The sequence below is a fragment of the Anaerosporobacter sp. genome (genome assembly GCF_031551385.1).
Taxonomy (GTDB): Bacteria; Bacillota; Clostridia; order Lachnospirales; family Lachnospiraceae; genus Anaerosporobacter.
Genome location: NZ_JAVBNS010000188.1, coordinates 20804 through 37880 on the forward strand (window position 1 = coordinate 20804; position 17077 = coordinate 37880).

At 36.5% G+C, this 17077-nt stretch carries 14 protein-coding genes; 13 read left to right on the forward strand and 1 reads right to left on the reverse strand.

The annotated features are described in order from the left end of the window. Positions 1 to 70 precede the first annotated feature (70 nt). From RMR19_RS14880 to RMR19_RS14935, 12 genes are all read left to right on the forward strand, one after another. The gene (locus tag RMR19_RS14880; protein ID WP_310604284.1) at positions 71 to 1288 is read left to right on the forward strand and encodes an MFS transporter; all 1218 of its coding nucleotides are present in this window, start codon (positions 71 to 73) and stop codon (positions 1286 to 1288) included. Positions 1289 to 1415: 127 nt separating this feature from the next. Beyond that, positions 1416 to 1979: a hypothetical protein gene (locus tag RMR19_RS14885; RefSeq protein WP_310604285.1), complete on the forward strand. Its 564-nt coding sequence runs from the start codon at positions 1416 to 1418 to the stop codon at positions 1977 to 1979. A gap of 467 nt (positions 1980 to 2446) precedes the next feature. Continuing rightward, a complete protein-coding gene (gene pckA / locus RMR19_RS14890) occupies positions 2447 to 4051 on the forward strand; it encodes a phosphoenolpyruvate carboxykinase (ATP) (RefSeq protein ID WP_310604286.1) in 1605 nt (534 codons plus the stop codon). A 274-nt stretch (positions 4052 to 4325) separates the two neighbouring features. After that, entirely contained in the window at positions 4326 to 5240 is a 915-nt protein-coding gene (locus RMR19_RS14895) for an AraC family transcriptional regulator (protein ID WP_310604287.1), read from the forward strand. A gap of 154 nt (positions 5241 to 5394) precedes the next feature. Further along, entirely contained in the window at positions 5395 to 6744 is a 1350-nt protein-coding gene (locus RMR19_RS14900) for an MFS transporter (protein WP_310604288.1), read from the forward strand. A gap of 34 nt (positions 6745 to 6778) precedes the next feature. After that, positions 6779 to 7663 carry an alpha/beta hydrolase gene (locus RMR19_RS14905; RefSeq protein ID WP_310604289.1) on the forward strand — a complete coding sequence of 295 codons (885 nt, stop codon included), beginning with the start codon at positions 6779 to 6781 and terminating at the stop codon, positions 7661 to 7663. Between the two features lie 76 nt (positions 7664 to 7739). Continuing rightward, complete coding sequence (locus tag RMR19_RS14910) at positions 7740 to 10217, forward strand: glycoside hydrolase family 3 protein (protein ID WP_310604290.1); 2478 nt, start codon at positions 7740 to 7742, stop codon at positions 10215 to 10217. Between the two features lie 276 nt (positions 10218 to 10493). Further along, complete coding sequence (locus RMR19_RS14915) at positions 10494 to 11429, forward strand: hypothetical protein (protein WP_310604291.1); 936 nt, start codon at positions 10494 to 10496, stop codon at positions 11427 to 11429. Positions 11430 to 11707: 278 nt separating this feature from the next. Continuing rightward, positions 11708 to 12145: a hypothetical protein gene (locus tag RMR19_RS14920; protein WP_310604292.1), complete on the forward strand. Its 438-nt coding sequence runs from the start codon at positions 11708 to 11710 to the stop codon at positions 12143 to 12145. Positions 12146 to 12267: 122 nt separating this feature from the next. Further along, positions 12268 to 13236, forward strand: a complete 969-nt coding sequence (locus tag RMR19_RS14925) for a helix-turn-helix transcriptional regulator (protein ID WP_310604293.1) — start codon at positions 12268 to 12270, stop codon at positions 13234 to 13236. Between the two features lie 201 nt (positions 13237 to 13437). Beyond that, the gene (locus tag RMR19_RS14930) at positions 13438 to 13680 is read left to right on the forward strand and encodes a hypothetical protein (RefSeq protein ID WP_310604294.1); all 243 of its coding nucleotides are present in this window, start codon (positions 13438 to 13440) and stop codon (positions 13678 to 13680) included. 23 nt (positions 13681 to 13703) lie between these two features. After that, positions 13704 to 14729, forward strand: coding sequence for a hypothetical protein (locus RMR19_RS14935; RefSeq protein WP_310604295.1), 1026 nt, complete (start codon positions 13704 to 13706; stop codon positions 14727 to 14729). Between the two features lie 131 nt (positions 14730 to 14860). Here the strand turns inward: RMR19_RS14935 and RMR19_RS14940 are convergent, their stop codons facing one another. Next, a complete protein-coding gene (locus RMR19_RS14940) occupies positions 14861 to 15736 on the reverse strand; it encodes an AraC family transcriptional regulator (RefSeq protein ID WP_310604296.1) in 876 nt (291 codons plus the stop codon). Between the two features lie 139 nt (positions 15737 to 15875). On the opposite strand from RMR19_RS14940, the gene RMR19_RS14945 reads away from it, so the two are divergent. Then, positions 15876 to 17077 (forward strand): glycoside hydrolase family 53 protein (locus tag RMR19_RS14945; protein ID WP_310604297.1); only part of this gene is annotated, 1202 nt, incomplete at its 3' end.

Genomic DNA, 17077 nt, shown 5'->3' on the forward strand with positions numbered 1-17077 from the left:
ACACACACTCTCGTCAGTGCGAAGTGATTTGAAACAAGAGGAATAGATTAAGTTTTAGGAAAGGGATACAATGATAGCATCAAGTAATTGGAAAAGAAATTTTTTTACTATCTGGACAGGGCAGGCATTTTCACAATTTTCGAGCTCTGTTCTACAGTTTGCAATTGTATGGTATTTAACGGATAAGACAGGTTCTGCAATGGTTTTATCTGTTGCTATGATGATGGGATTTTTGCCACAAGGCATCTTAGGATTGTTTGTAGGAGTATTTATTGATCGATATAGTAGAAAACGTATTATGATGATATCAGATTCCTTCATAGCAGTAGCCAGTTTCATCATGGTGATAGCGGGGTGGATGGGGATATTATCAACAGAAGTGATTCTTGTGGTTTTATTGCTTCGATCAATCGGTTCGGCATTTCATAACCCATGTCTGCAGGCAGTGACTCCTCAGATCGTTCCATCAGACCAATTGACCAGATGTTCAGGATACTCACAGGCAGTGGAGTCGGTATCACAAATTTTAAGTCCAGCGGTCGCAGCAGTGCTGTATCGTTCATGGAGCTTGAGCGGGATTGTCTTTCTAGATGTTATAGGAGCATTCATTGCTGTATTCACATTGGGAATTACAGTAATACCTGAATTGCATCAAGACGAAAATAGAGGGAAAGTGCAGGTTTTACGTGAGGCGAAGGAAGGGTTTCAAATCCTTCGGTCAAATAAAGGCATGCTTGGTTTGGTATTGATTGGTAGCCTATACACATTGGCGTTGATGCCAACCAGTGCATTATTTCCTTTAATGAGTATGTCTTACTTCAATGGTACCAGCATGAATGCAAGTATTGTAGAAGTTGTATTTTCTGTAGGTCTTCTGTTTGGTTCGTTACTATTAGCAAGATGGGGAGGAACAAAGAATAGGGTCTATACCATTATAGGTTCGTTTCTTTTGATGAGCTTTAGTTTGTTTGTTTCTGGAGTTCTGCCACCAAGTGGCTTTTATGTATTTGTAATCTGCTCATGGTTAATGGGTGTCTCTGGGCCGTTTTACTGGGGAGCGTATACGCCATTATTGCAAAGTAATTTTGAAGCAAAGTATCTAGGCAGAGTGCTATCGTTGGCTAGTAGTATACGCTTACTTAGCGGGCCGATAGGATTAGCTGCTTCAGGTGTTTTAGCAGAGAAATATGGTGTAGAGAAATGGTTTCTTATTGCGGGTGGACTGGTGTTAGTTGCTGCATTCTTATGTATTATGATATCGACTGTGCGTAATTGCGATAATAGATGAGGTTTATTGTCATAGTTAAATGGCTGATGCATAATAAATATATTTTATAGGAGCTGTGTTTGAGTGCTACTCTGCTAGAACAGAAACAAAAATGCAGATTGGTCAAGACATACTAAGGAGGACTATAATGTTTGACTACAAATTAACTAAAAAATTCTTTTTATCCAATCGACATATTTATAAAAAACATCTTTTACCTAGGCGACCTCGATGGCTCAAAGAGGACAAATCAGATCTTATGAATGGCGTGTATGAACAGTTGAAAGATTACTTTACGCATGGAGAGATTGCAATTAGTTGCATCGTGCAGGCGAATGTACTTCTATTTGAAAAAGGTAGAACTGACTGTCCTGCAGGCATAATATATTCTTTTGATCCCTATTATATTGACAATCCATATGAACTCAAATCTATAGCGAGTGACATCTTTAGTCTAAAAAACACCACTGGAAACAAGGAAGAGATACAGTATTTTGTTGATGTAATTACAGATGAATATGTAAGGGTATTTCGCAAAAAACTTCCTAGCTCCTTTACTCAAGGTAGAGAAGTATATTTTACATGTATCATGGTGCAGCGCAAATGCATTCCGTATAGACGGCTAACACAGAGTATCTATCCAGCACTGATTTTGGAAAAAGATATTGCTGATGCAATTCTATTACCGAAATGGTACTGGAAGGAAGAATGACCATTATATGCTCATAGAAAATTAATTGCAATAAATCCCTTTGTTAAATTCCGATGCATAATTATTCACTCTCCTAATTTATGTTAATGAGATTTCGGTTTTTTATAAACATATCACACTATAAAAAAATGTGCTGCAATTATGTAACGAGTCAATCCCAAGCCTTGTACCGTACTGCAAGGCTATAGACTGCAATCCTGTTATTGTGAACGTCTTGTGTGAATCGTAATGAATTATAAGAAACAAGTATATAAAAAAATAAAAAATGAAGAAATATTTCGTATATTTCGCTAAGAAAATAGTGTATAATTAAAGTGTGTAAATAGGGTGTAAAAAAATGCAAATTTTAAAAAAGTATATAATATGCAATAAAGTAAAAATTTAATAAATTTTGCGTGTTTCTATTGACTATTTCGCTATAAAATGAGAAGATAAGAGAAAATAAAAAATGAAAGTGAGGATATATAATGAGTAATATTGATTTAAGCAAATATGGTATTAATGGTGCTACAGAGGTAGTTCGCAATCCTTCATTTGATGTGTTATTTGAAGAAGAAACAAAACCAAGTTTAGAAGGCTTTGAAAAAGGTCAAGTAAGTGAACTTGGCGCAGTTAACGTAATGACTGGTATCTACACAGGACGTTCACCTCAAGACAAATATATTGTTATGGATGAAAACTCAAAAGATACAGTATGGTGGACTTCTCCAGAATATAAGAATGACAATCACCCAGCTACTCAAGAAGCTTGGGATACAGTAATTGATATTGCAAAGAAAGAACTTTCAAATAAAAGACTATTTGTTATCGATGCATTCTGTGGTGCAAACGAAGATACTCGTATGTCAATTCGTTTCATCGTTGAGGTTGCTTGGCAAGCTCATTTCGTTAAAAACATGTTCATCATCCCTACTGATGAAGAACTTGAAAACTTCGAACCAGATTTCGTTGTATACAACGCTTCTAAAGCAAAAGTTGATAACTACAAAGAATTAGGATTAAATTCTGAAACAGCTGTAATGTTCAACATTACTAGCCGTGAACAAGTTATCGTAAATACATGGTACGGTGGAGAAATGAAGAAGGGTATGTTCTCTATGATGAACTACTACTTACCTCTTAAAGGTATTGCTTCAATGCACTGTTCAGCAAACACTGATTTAAACGGTGAAAACACAGCAGTATTCTTTGGTCTTTCAGGAACAGGAAAAACTACTTTATCAACAGATCCAAAACGTCTTCTTATTGGTGATGATGAACATGGTTGGGATGATAAAGGTGTATTCAACTTTGAAGGTGGATGCTACGCTAAGGTTATTAACCTTGATAAAGATTCTGAGCCAGATATCTACAAAGCAATCAGACGTGACGCACTTTTAGAGAACGTTACTCTTGATGCAAATGGAAAAATTGACTTTGATGATGAAAGTGTAACTGAAAACACTCGTGTTTCTTACCCAATTAATCACATTGAAAACATTGTACGTCCAGTTTCAACTGCTCCAGCTGCAAAAGATGTTATCTTCTTATCAGCAGATGCATTTGGTGTACTTCCTCCAGTATCAATTTTAACTCCAGAGCAAACACAATACTACTTCTTATCTGGATTTACAGCAAAACTTGCTGGTACAGAACGTGGAATTACTGAACCAACACCTACTTTCTCAGCATGTTTCGGACAAGCATTCTTAGAGTTACATCCTACTAAGTATGCAGAAGAACTTGTTAAGAAAATGCAACAAAGTGGTGCGAAAGCATACCTTGTAAACACTGGTTGGAATGGTTCTGGAAAACGTATTTCTATCCGTGATACTCGTGGTATCATTGATGCGATTTTAGACGGTTCTATCGGAAAAGCTCCAACAAAGAAATTACCTCACTTTGACTTTGAAATTCCTACAGAACTTCCAGGCGTAGATACAGGTATTCTTGATCCTCGTGATACTTATGCAGATGCTGCTGAATGGGAAACAAGAGCTCAAGATTTAGCACAACGTTTCGTTAAGAACTTTGCTAAATATGAAGGAAATGATGCAGGTAAAGCATTAGTTTCTGCAGGTCCTCAATTATAATATTAAATAAATAATTACATGCCAATTGGCATAAACTAACTTGACAACTCCTTTATTTAAAGTGATTACTATAATCATTATAAAGTAAAGGAGTTGTTTTTATATAGAGGGAAAAATTAGAATAACAAATGTGTTATAATCAGGCTGGAGCGTGTTTGAAAAATGATTATACGGAGTGAAGAATAGTGTAATCATTTTTCAGATATGCCCTAGATTTTATTACAAGGATAATAAATAGGAATTGAGCCAAGATAGAATAGAAGGGAGAACCTTCATGGATAAGCAGAGGCAGAATAAAACGTTTGAAATAGTTGAAACAGAGGAAAAACTTCCTGTCTTTATTCGGATACATCGAATCAGTGATTTTAAGATGGATACATTTATAGAAACAGAGGAGAAGGGAATTGTTCGGTTGGAACAGCCAAGACTGATGGAACATTGGCATAAGGATCTTGAGATTAATTATATCTATGCTGGAACGTGTGACTATTACGTGGACGGAGTTTTACATTTGTTAAATTCGGATGATTTGATTATTATTAATTGTGAGAGTATTCACCGAGTTGTTCCTAAAGCACTTGTTGATGCACAGGATAAGATTGCTTTTACACTAATTGTTGAATATGAATTTCTCAAGCATATAATTCCAGATATTGATTATAGTATATTCTTAGTGAAAGATGCGAAGGACTTGCAGCCAATGAAACAAAAGATACACCAAATTGTAAGTTGTTATGAAACGGATCATACACCATACCGTAGGTTGGCAGTAATGGGGTTAGTATATGAATTTTTATATGAGTTGTGCATTAGTGGAGCAAAACAAGATAAATCCATAATTCCAATTAATAATCAGAAAAATATTGAGCGGCTCCGAGGTATTATGCAATATGTGGAGAATCATTATAAAGAACCTATGCAACAGACGGAGATAGCCAATCGATTTTATTTTTCCCGTGAATATTTTTGTAGGTTCTTTAAATACTATACGGGAATCACATTTAAGGAATATTTGACGAGGTATCGTCTAAAGAAGGCGGAGGAACTTTTGCTGGAATCGTCATATAGTGTCACTGATATTGCGATGAATACTGGATTTTCTGATGTGAGAAGATTTATTCAAGCATTTAAGAAATATTATGGAATGACACCATATCAGTATAAATTAAACCGTGTCACAAAACGGTAATTTTTCAATCAATTAATGTATAGATTATCTAGGTCTTCGCTGATAATATATAGCTATAAGGAGTGCAATAAAGCACACAATAAAAATAGTAAGAAGGTATTGTGTCGAGGGATGTAACTTATAGTGTATCAGTGAACATATGGAGGGCTATACAATGGAGAGAAAGAAGTTAGGTTTAGGTAGTAAGCTGGGGTATGGAATTGGTGATTTAGGATGCAATTTGCTAAGCGGGGCAGCAGGATCATTTATTACCATGTATTATACCGATAGTGTTATGTTGGGTGCAGCATTTGTTGGAACATTTATGCTGTTTACAAGGTTGTTAGATGGTATTTCAGATATCATTATGGGTGCAATTATTGACAAAACATATACGAAGTATGGTAAGGCAAGACCTTGGGTATTGTTTTCTTTAATTCCACTGATTATATCGTTTTTGCTGTTGTTTAATGTACCGTCTGGTTTAAGTATGAGGGGCAAAGAAATATATGCAGTTCTAACATACATTTTTAATGGGGTTGTATGCTATACAGCAGTTAATACATCTTATAGTACATTGTGTACTTTGATGAGTCCTGATCCGAATGAACGAACTTCCTTATCTGGAGTTCGAATGTTCTTTTCGTCATTGGCAGTATTGATAGCAAACAGTTATACGGTAGCATTGATGGCGTCCTTTGGTGGTGGACAAAAAGGCTTTATGATGATGGCAGTAATATATAGTGCAGTAGCTTTTGTTTGTATCTTAATTACAGGACTATCTTGTAAAGAGTATCATATCGAAACGAAAGCAGAAGCAGGGCGTAAAGAAAAGAAACCATTAGCAGAGAGTGTTAAAATACTTTTAGGTAATAAGTATACGATTTTTCTTGCATTAGCATTTGTGTTTAACTGGGCTACCTTAGTGTTAAACGGCGGAGCAACGATATATTTTGTTCGTGATGTTTTAGGCAATATGAATTTAATTGCAGTGATTTCGTTATGTGGTTCTATACCAGGATTAATTGTACTAGCGACAGGAATTGTTCCTAGATGCGTTATGAAATTTGGAAAGAAAAAGACGTTATTATTTGGAGCTATTCTTCAAGCAGTTGGATATTTGATTGTTTTAGTTGCACCAAAACAGATGGCAATACTAATTACTGGTGTGGTGATAAAAAGTATGGCAATTGGTTTTGTTAATACGCTGTTATTTGCAACGGTGGCAGATGTTGCTGACTTTATTGATGTAAAACATAAGATAAATATTGCAGGAATGACGAATAGTATTGTTAGTTTTGGTATGAAAGTTGGTGTTGGTCTGGGATCAGCAGCACTAGGCTGGATGTTAGCATGGGGCGGATACAGTGCAGAACTAGCGAATAATGGAATGGCACAAAGTGCTCAGACTGTTTCAGCAGAAATCTTTTGCTTTAGTGGTATCCCTTTTATATGTGCAATTGTGGTACTGATATGTACATTATTTTTAGATGTGGATGAGAAACTAAAAAAATTAAGAGGCTAATAACGGACAGGTCTTAGCAGAAAAGAGGTATATGATGGAATTAAATGATCCAAACATGATTAGAAAAGTATTTGCAGAAGGTGATGCTGTACGAGATGCAGGACTTACAACACCAACAGACATAACGAGAATGGACAACATATCCTATGGTCCTTACGAGCAGTGGAATCTGCTAGATGTGTATTATCAAAACGGAGTTTCAAGCTGTCAACCAACTATCGTTAGTATTCATGGTGGTGGTTATGTGTATGGGGATAAAGATTTGTATCAATATTACTGCATGAACCTAGCACAAAGAGGATTTACAGTTGTAAACTTTTCGTATCGCTTAGCACCAGAACAGCCATTCCCAGCACAATTAGAGGATATTAATCAAGTCTTTACTTGGATTGCTGCCAATGCACAGGACTATAATATTGATTTGAAAAATCTGTTTATCGTAGGAGATTCTGCAGGAGCGCAATTGTCTAGTCAGTATATGGCGATGTTAACGAATCAGGAATTTCAGAAGCTTTATGATTTTACAGTACCTTCGGAGCAGATTCATATTCAAGCAGCGGCATTGAATTGTGGAATGTATGATATGGTGGCATTTGGAGCAGCCTCCGAAGAAGGAATTTTACCAGCATATTTAGGTGGAGATGTTAAAGGCAAACTTCCATTTGTTGATACTATGAGATATGTGACAAATGCTTATCCACCATGTTATGTAATGACATCTTATTATGATTTTCTAAAGGAATGTGCAAAACCGATGTATGAGTATCTAACGAATCTAGGTATTCCTTGTGAATATAAGTTGTATGGTACAGAAGAACAGAAAGAGATGGCACATGTATTTCATCTGAATATTCGAATGCCAGAAGCAACAGAATGTAATGATGCAGAATGCGAATTCTTTAAAAGATTTCTAAAATAGAAAATATATAATAGAAAAAGGAAAGGAAAATGCAAACACAGACCAAAAAAGGTTTGTGTTTGCAAGTCGTATAAGTATGAAGATAAAAGAAGCAAAACTAAGTGGTACAGAGCAACAGATAGAACGCAGTTATGAAACAGCACATAAAGTAATTGCCCAAAAAGCGGCAGAAGAAGGAATGGTACTATTAAAAAATGATGGGATTCTTCCATTACAAAAAGGAATGACGATTTCTTTATATGGTAGTGGTGCAAGACAGACAAAGAAGGGTGGAACTGGCTCAGGTGATGTGAATGAACGAAATTTCGTCACAATAGAGGCTGGACTAGAACAAGCAGGATTCCAGATTGCGGATAAGAAATGGATGGATACGTATGACCAAGTGCTTGGACAGGCAAGAAAAGACTGGGTAGAGGATATTAAAAGGACAGCACAGGAACAAGGAATTCCTTTTATTATGGCATACTTTAATGTACCTTTCCATATGCCAGAGGAAAACCCGATTGATTCCAATGAGTTAGGCGCATCAGAAGTGGTAGTTTACGTGATAAGCCGTATAGCTGGTGAAGGTGCAGATCGTAAGAATGAGAAAGGGGATTTCCTGATTTCTGATTCGGAACGAATCAATCTCGAGCTTCTTCAACAAGCTGGTAAAGATGTTGTATTACTTATTAATACAGGTGGACTTATCGATTTAACATTTACAGAGGAATTCACAAACATCAAATCTATTGTGTACATGATGCAAGGCGGAATGGAGGGGGGAACTGCAATCGGAAGAATTCTCTCTGGTGAAGTGACACCATCGGGTAAACTTACCGATACATGGGCAGAATCCTATGAAGAATGGCAATGTGCAGATTCTTTTGGTGCGAATAATGGGAATCTAGAGAAAGAATATTATACAGAAGGAATCTTCGTAGGGTATCGCTGGTTTGATGCGTCTGGTGCCAAAGTTCGTTATCCATTCGGTTATGGCTTATCGTATACGGATTTCACATTTGAAGTGGTGAGTACCACAGTTTCCGAAGGAAAATGCAAGGTATCCGTTAAAGTGCAAAACAATGGTAACACGTATTCAGGAAGAGAAGTTATACAAGTTTATGTTGCATTACCTGCGATTTCAGATGTTGTTCGAGAGCCGAAGAAACTTACTGCATTTGCAAAGACGAAACAGTTAGAACCGAATGAACAGGAAGTTGTAGAACTTACGTTCAAGCTTTGTGATTTGGCACGTTTTGATGAAATGCAGTCTGCTTGGCTTGTAGATGCTGGTGTATATCAGGTTCTAGCAGGGAATAGTGCGGCAAATATAATACCAGCAGGAACTCTTAACGTAGTGGAGAGCTGTGTTGTTGAAGAAACAAAACCAGTTTGTCCATTGCGGGAAAAGCTAGAGGAGTGGAGTCCTGCAGGTAAATCGGAGATAGTGGTAGTAGAAGATAGTTCATGCATTATAGTAACCACAGAAGAAATTGTAGCAGGAGTTGTAGCAAAGTTTGTTGTAGAAGATAACCAGACAGAACTAGAGAAAAAAGCGGAACAAATAGCGGATTGTTTAACAGAAGAGCAGTGGATAAAACTTGTTTGCGGTAAGATAAATGACGGAGCTGGCCAATTAGGAGCGGCTTCTCAGAGCGTACCAGGAGCTGCTGGTGAAACCGTAAGCTTTACCAAGGAAGATGGGGCTGAACTGGCAAATATTATTTTGGCAGATGGGCCAGCTGGTTTGCGAGTGATACAGCATTATCAAACAAATTCGGCAGGAGAGATCTATACGCAAAGTGCAGAAAGTTCTTTTGAGGGCGGAATATTTAGTGAGCCCGTATTTCATGAGAATGCTGTTGACCATTATCAATACTGCACAGCATTTCCAATCGGTACGTTACTTGCACAGACTTGGGATGTTAAGGTAGCAGAAGAAGTTGGACGAGCGGTTGGAGAAGAGATGGAAGAATTCCAAGTGACATTATGGCTAGCACCAGGCATGAATATTCACCGTAATCCACTCTGTGGCAGAAACTTTGAATACTATTCAGAAGATCCATTCCTAACAGGTTGCGTTGCGGCAGCGATAACGAAAGGTGTGCAGTCGCAATCAGGAGTGGGAACGACAATCAAGCATTTTGCTTGTAACAATCAAGAGGATAATCGCATTGGTGTGGATTCGATTATCAGTGAGCGGGCCTTGCGAGAAATCTATCTTAAAGGATTTGAGATAGCAGTACGAGAAGCACAGCCATTCTCCATTATGACTTCCTACAATAAGATAAATGGTATATATTCTGCCAATAATTATGACCTCTGTACACAAATCGCCAGAAATGAATGGGGATTTGAAGGATTGATTATGACTGACTGGACAACGACAATTAATGGTGCAGAAAGTTATCAATGTATCAAGGCAGGTAATGATTTAATCATGCCAGGAATGCCATCCGATCATGAGAATATTCGGAAAGCATTGCAAGATGGAAAATTGACATCAGAGGAATTAAAGAAATGTGTACAGCGTATCATTCAGATTGTGCTTAAATCAAATCGATATGAGTAGGAATTGTGGAATGTTTTAAAGTATTTTAATAAGATATGTTTTGTAGTTAAATAGCCGATTGGGAGTTTTGATTCCTAATCGGCTATTTGTGCATTTTTTTGGAAGAAGGGGAAGCGATGTGGTGGATAAGGCAAAAGGAAAAGAAACGATACTGTAAAAGTGCATAGAAAATTCAGTTGATTCCGCAGAAACTCTCGTTTATAATGATATTGAGGCAAAGAGCTTTTTGCGGAATTTAAAAGGTGCTATGCACAATACAAAAGGAGGGATGCCGACTTGAATACAGAAATAACAAATGCTGTGAATGCAGCGGGAGATAAAGCACAGTATGATACTCGTGTCAAAAGAATATTAGCACAAAAAAATATATTAGCTCATATCTTGGTAAAGACAGTTGATGAGTTCAAGGGAATGACCTCGGAGGATGTAGTAACATATATTGAGGGTGAACCAAAAGTTGGAATTGCACCAGTTGAACCGGGATTGACCAATATAGAAAAAACGGATGCAACAGGGCCACGCGTTGTAGGACTTAATACAGAGAATGCTGAGATCAATGAAGGATTGGTCAGATTTGATATTATCTTTTATGTTCGTATGAAAAATGGTCTTTCACAGATTATTGTGAACATTGAGGCTCAAAAGGATGAGCCAACAGAATATAAAATATTAAATAGGGCAATCTTTTATGTGAGCAGACTTACATCATCACAAAAGGAGAGGGACTTTGTAAATACGAATTATGATGATATAAAGCAAGTATTCAGCATTTGGATATGTATGAATATGGATTATAACAGTTTAAGCCATATTCATCTTACGAAGGACGAAATGTTAAGACCATATGGCTGGAAGGGTAATATTGATTTATTGAATATCGTGTTAGTTGGAATTACGAATGATATTCCAAATCATGATGAAAAGTATGAAATGCACCGTCTGATTGGGGCACTCCTTTCAAGTGAATTGAAAGAACAGGAAAAACTGGATATAATTGAGCATGAATATAATATTCCAATCAGCAATGAATTTAGAGAGGATGTGAGAATTATGTGTAATCTGAGTACAGGAATTGAGGAAAAAGCTACAGAAAAATTTATTCTGAACATGTATAAAAAAGGTTATACATTAGATCAGATAGCAGATGTTGCGGAGACAAGCGTGGAGGTTGTTGAATCAATCATTAAGAAGAAAGAGCCTGCAATGGCATAAGTAATAAGTAAATATCACAAGAATCAAGCAGTAGATCAGTAAATGATTTGCTGCTTTTTCTTTTATCATGCAAAAATGGAGATAGCTCATGGTGGATTAAAGGTGAGGGCTGTGGTAAAATAGGAATATTGTAAAAGATGATACAGGGATCGTGAAATGTTTAAGCAAAATACGATGTGGGGGGTACGTTGTGGACAAATATGGTGTTTGGGTTGGTAAAGATGCAGTAATAGCGAATACTTTCCAAAGAGCAGAGGATACTGCCTATTGATAATTCAATGCGTATCGCAGATAAATTAGAGCTGTGGAATTTGGGAGTTCGATGTTTTTTTGATAAGTTGCCACAACCAAATAGTGTTTGGGCAAGCATAGAGACTCATAGATATTCAATTTGCTTTAATTTAAATGCAGATGGTTCAGGAGTATATTGCAGAGTTGGCAAAAACGGTTATACAGATAAAGGGCGTGCTATGCTTTCAACAATTTGTTTACGTAAAGATGAAGTGCGCATGATAGAAAACAATATGGATAACTTAGAGGAATATAAACCGATACTCGAGGCTTTTGTAATTGATAGTTGTGCATTTCCTCAAGATGGTGGCTGGTATTGGTCGGTGAAAGAAGTTTCGGATGATTCTATAGTTTTACATGGCTGTGGTGGAGATATCTACGAAATTCAGAGGATTAGTACTAATAATTATGAGTTCATTCTTTAAGAATTGAATTATAGAAAAAACAAAAAACGGAAGGGATATCGGGAATTCCTGCAAGTAAAATCAAGCAGATTCATTTGGGGTTTTGTATAATAAGTACAGGATGGTTGAAACGAGGTTATTAGATGTACGAATGGCAGAAACAAATACAAATAATTATTGATGAGATAGACCTATGTATAAAGAAGATGGATGATGAGGCAGTTTCATTAAGTCATCTTTCTAGTAAATTAGGGTACTCTGAATTTTATATTTCAAGAAAATTTAGAGAAATCTCAGGGATGCAGTTTAGAGATTATCTACGGTATCGAAGATTGGCGTTTGCATTAAAAGAACTTAGAGATACGGAACATAAAATATTAGATATTGCCTTAAAGTATGGATTTTCTTCGCATGAAGCGTTTACACGGGCATTTAAGGAAGCATATGCTATTACACCAAGTGAATATCGTCAAAATCCAAGACCTGTCGTACTTCGTACAATAATAAAACCTTTTGACTGTTACTTATTAGAGAATGGAGTGAGTGGTATGGAGAAATCTACAAAGGACATAAAAACGTATTTTGTAACAATTCCAGCACACAAATTTTTGCATATTAAAAATTATGAAAGTATCGGATATTGGGATTTTTGGCAAAAACAAAGCCTCATTGAAGGACAAGATTGTGAAACCATCTGTGGTTTGCTTGATAGTATCAAAGGGAAATTAGATGATATGGGTGGCAGTGAAGCAGATAGCGGAAGTGGTCAAATTATGGCATATATAAATGAGCCAGACGGAAGAATCTGTAGTTGGGGGATTCCTCTTGCAGAATGTTACGGTGTACGTCTTCCAATGGATTATAGTGGCGATGTACCATCACAAATGCTTTTGATTGATGTTCCTGAAGGAGAATATATCGTTTTTGAACATGGGCCATTTGACTTTGAGAAGGAAAATCAAAGCGTGGAAGAAAAGATTGAAACAGCTATGAAAACATTTGATTATACCACTGCAGGCTATTGTCTTGATACAGCACCTGGTAGAGTGTTTTACTTTTATCATGATTGTGAACGGTTTTGGAAATATGTTAGACCAGTAAGGAAGGTATAGAAGGATACAGAGTTCGTGTAGAACAGATAGGTAAAGTAGAAATAAGATTAAAATAATATAGAAATAAAGACGATAAGCCCTGTGTTGTGCAGGGCTTATCGTGCTATGTAGGAAACATATATCATTTTGAGAGAAATATATTTAATGTTTTTAAAGATTGTGATAAAGTTATTTAAGGAACAAAAATGGGGAGGTAATTATATGTATAGTATTCAATATACAGGAATAGCCCCTATTTCATTTGAAGGTGATGGCTATGTTATAGTTGATGGAGTAAAATATAAAATACTAATGGAAGCGCACAATAAATGTAAACGAGCGACTAATTCAAAAGAATATGTAGAATTAATAGAATTGTTGGCTTATGAAGTATTTATTATTAAGACAGAACAAAATAATAATTATTTTGAAAATGCCAATGGAGCCTATAAAAAAAGTGAATGATAGACGAAAGGAATTTAATATACATGAATATAATGCTAAGCCGTAGATTTAGAATTCTTTTTGTGACAATACTACTGGGGATGACGTTGATTTCCTGCAGTAAAACGTCTAAAGATAAATCTGAAATATCAGAAGAAAAAGAAACGATGATAGAAACGATATCAGAAGCAGTTACAGTAATTGCAGATACGAGAGAGGCACTGAAAGCTTATCAGGAATTTCTGCAAAGTGACAAGATATATGAGCTTACAGCAACAGAGGAATATCCGAGAGGAGATGGTTCTTCGTATTCAGATGACAGCCCAGAATGGAAAGCGTATCAACAAATTTTGTCAGGAAATTTTGATGCCATTGAAAGTCTGGGTGAGCAAAGTAGCTTGTCTTGGCATTATGAAAAAAGTCTTGATGAAGAGACAGGAAGAAGTGGTTGGAAATATATTCTGATGGATTTTGATAATGATGGTATCAAGGAATTGTTTGTTTGTGAGTATCCAGAGGAAGCTGATTATCTAACTGCTGGTTACCAGCATGCTAGCAAATATACTTCGGTTTTTTCATATAAAGACGGAGCTGTGTCATGGTGGTATTTTGAGGCACGCGAGTACCGTCATATACCATTAAACGATGGACGAATACTTGAAATTTATTGGTATCAAAATGAATTTGAAATGCAGATTGGAAGACTGGAAGAGGATTTTTACATAATACCAGAGCAGGGATATGAGAAGCTAACAGTGGAATATAGAGATGATTTTTATGGTGAACCAGAATGGTATGATGGTGCTTATTTTGGGGAGGATAGTACAAGGAAATGTGAACTTCGCGATGTAGAATATGACTACCCAGAAGTTCTTGTTCCGGAGGGAGAATATTATTTTGAGTATGTGTATGATGAAGAAAGTGATGATATAAGATTAAAGGAGTTGTCAGTGCAAGAGTGGGCTACAGTGAAGGCGGAGATAGAAAAATTACTAATTCCGAATAGCGAATGGCATTCGGCTTCGGATTTTATGCCAAATCGTGAGCCAAAAGAATTCTGCGATGGCTGAGCTGATAGAGTAGAAATTCAAAAAATAGAAAGACAAAGAGACAATTTATCTTCAAGTTAATTGAGAATAAACTGTCTCTTTTATAAGTACGGTATTCTGGCAACTTACCATTGGGTTGTGTAATTTATAGATCATAAGTTCACAGTCCTTCGGTATTCCTTCGGAGAAACTCCTACATGTTTATGGAATAATCGACTAAAATATAATGCATTTTCGTACCCGATAATCGATGCAATTTCATTAATAGAATAGTCGGTTGTTTCAAGCAGTTTTTTAGCATTGGATAAACGAATATCCAAAAGGTATTGAAGTGGAGTCATGCCAGTATAGTGCTTGAATTTGCGAAAGAACGAACTCGTCGTAAGTCCTTTGCTCTCGACATAGGATTCTATATTAATATTTTCACGATAATGTTCATGAAAATATGTTGTAGCCTCATCAATTTTTTCAGAAGAGATTCCTTCTTTCGTGAGAGTGTTTTCTTTATTAAATCGTCCCATCATGATAAGTAATTGCGTAAAGAACAGTATGGAAGATTCTTTATAAAAGTCCTTTTGCAATTGCAATTCTAAAATTATCTTCTCAAAGTAATGTGCATAATTAGAGTTTGTACCTACGGGTATTACATGTGTATTTGTGTCTATCTTGTACGTTCTAAATAATTCAGGAATATTGTTACCTGAAAAATGAATCCAATATATATCAGACTGGTCTGCTCCGTAATAGATATATTTTTGTGGCTCTAGCGGAGAATATAGAACCATATTACCCGCATGAATTATGGTTGGAGAATCCTCATGAAAGTAGAAATATCCTTTCCCTGAAGCAATGTAGATTAATTGATAATCAATTCTTCCTTTGGATCTGCAAGTCGGAAGTTCTAAGCGTGAGTATAGTCTGTATGTTCCACAGCTATTAATAGTAAGAGGTTTGTCTTTGCATGTGTTTCCTTCTGGTTTGTCCTCTGGGGAATTTGCATAATTTAAAAACATATGTATTAATACCATACCTTTCTAAGGGCAGAGCAAGGCAATAGCTTCTCATGCTACCTTCTGTGACAAGAATGTGCATATATTATACAACTTTATTTATAGAAATAAAAGAAGGATACTGATAAAATATAAAGTAGAGAAGGAGATGGTATTTATGAAAAAACAACTTAGAAAACTAAAGGTATTGGGAATCGGTGTCTGCCTTTGTGCTTTGCTCTTGGCAGGATGCAAAAAAAACGATAATACGACAGTTACAAAAGGGACAAAGCAAACAGAAGACGATAAAACTGCAGTTACAGATGAGAAAGATGGGACAGAATTAGCAGAAGATACAGAAGCTGTGTTTTCCGTTACGCTACCAAATGGACCAGAAGATTCCGATGTATATGTAGAAGCAATTCCAGACATATCGGATGATTTTATCCGAGGAATGGACGCATCTTCCGTTCTTGTTGAGGAAAACAGTGGGGTTAAGTTTTACAATTTTAATGGAGAAGAACAGGATGTATATAAGACATTGGCAGAAGCGGGGGTAAATTACATTCGACTTCGTGTTTGGAATGATCCATTTGATGAAAACGGAAATGGATATGGTGGTGGAAACAATGACGTTGCGACAGCAATTGAATTAGGAAAGCGAGCAACAAAATATGGAATGAAGGTAAATGTAGACTTTCACTATTCTGATTTCTGGGCAGATCCAAAACGACAACATACACCAAAAGCATGGGAAGGCATGAGTCTTGAAGAAAAATCAAATGCTTTGTATGAATTTACCAAAGATAGCCTTACCCAAATGTTTGAGGCTGGCGTAGATGTTGGAATGGTGCAGATCGGTAACGAAATCAATTATGGAATGTCAGGAGAAACAGATTCAGCAAACATTTTGGAACTATTAAAATCGGGAAGCAAGGCAGTTCGAGAAATATCCAAAACATATGGTAAGGATATTCAGATTGTTGTTCACTATACAAGAGTTCCTGAGGCAGCAAAAGTACTTGGTCTTGTAGGCGACTTACAAGAAGGAAATCTTGATTATGATGTGATAGGTTTATCTTACTATCCATTCTGGGATGGAAGCATGAAGAATATGCAGAATCTTGTAAGAAAGATTCAAGAGGACTACAAAAAGGAAGTAGTGATTGCGGAAACTTCTTACTGTTATACATCAGAAGATGGTGACGGAGCTGCAAACAGTTTAGTCGGCATCCATGATATCGTAGAGGGATATCCAGCGACCGTTCAAGGACAGGCAAGTATGATTCGTGATGTATTTGCAGCAGCAAATGAAGCAGGGGCTTCGGGAGTATTCTATTGGGAAGGAACATGGCTTCCTGTAGGCAAAGCAACAGACGA

Coding starts and splice junctions, on each gene's coding strand:
- RMR19_RS14880 (WP_310604284.1), top strand. CDS start 71: ATGATAGCATCAAGTAATTGGAAAAGAAATTTTTTTACTATCTGGACA.
- RMR19_RS14885 (WP_310604285.1), top strand. CDS start 1,416: ATGTTTGACTACAAATTAACTAAAAAATTCTTTTTATCCAATCGACAT.
- pckA (WP_310604286.1), top strand. CDS start 2,447: ATGAGTAATATTGATTTAAGCAAATATGGTATTAATGGTGCTACAGAG.
- RMR19_RS14895 (WP_310604287.1), top strand. CDS start 4,326: ATGGATAAGCAGAGGCAGAATAAAACGTTTGAAATAGTTGAAACAGAG.
- RMR19_RS14900 (WP_310604288.1), top strand. CDS start 5,395: ATGGAGAGAAAGAAGTTAGGTTTAGGTAGTAAGCTGGGGTATGGAATT.
- RMR19_RS14905 (WP_310604289.1), top strand. CDS start 6,779: ATGGAATTAAATGATCCAAACATGATTAGAAAAGTATTTGCAGAAGGT.
- RMR19_RS14910 (WP_310604290.1), top strand. CDS start 7,740: ATGAAGATAAAAGAAGCAAAACTAAGTGGTACAGAGCAACAGATAGAA.
- RMR19_RS14920 (WP_310604292.1), top strand. CDS start 11,708: ATGCGTATCGCAGATAAATTAGAGCTGTGGAATTTGGGAGTTCGATGT.
- RMR19_RS14925 (WP_310604293.1), top strand. CDS start 12,268: ATGTACGAATGGCAGAAACAAATACAAATAATTATTGATGAGATAGAC.
- RMR19_RS14930 (WP_310604294.1), top strand. CDS start 13,438: ATGTATAGTATTCAATATACAGGAATAGCCCCTATTTCATTTGAAGGT.
- RMR19_RS14935 (WP_310604295.1), top strand. CDS start 13,704: ATGAATATAATGCTAAGCCGTAGATTTAGAATTCTTTTTGTGACAATA.
- RMR19_RS14940 (WP_310604296.1), bottom strand. CDS start 15,736: ATGGTATTAATACATATGTTTTTAAATTATGCAAATTCCCCAGAGGAC.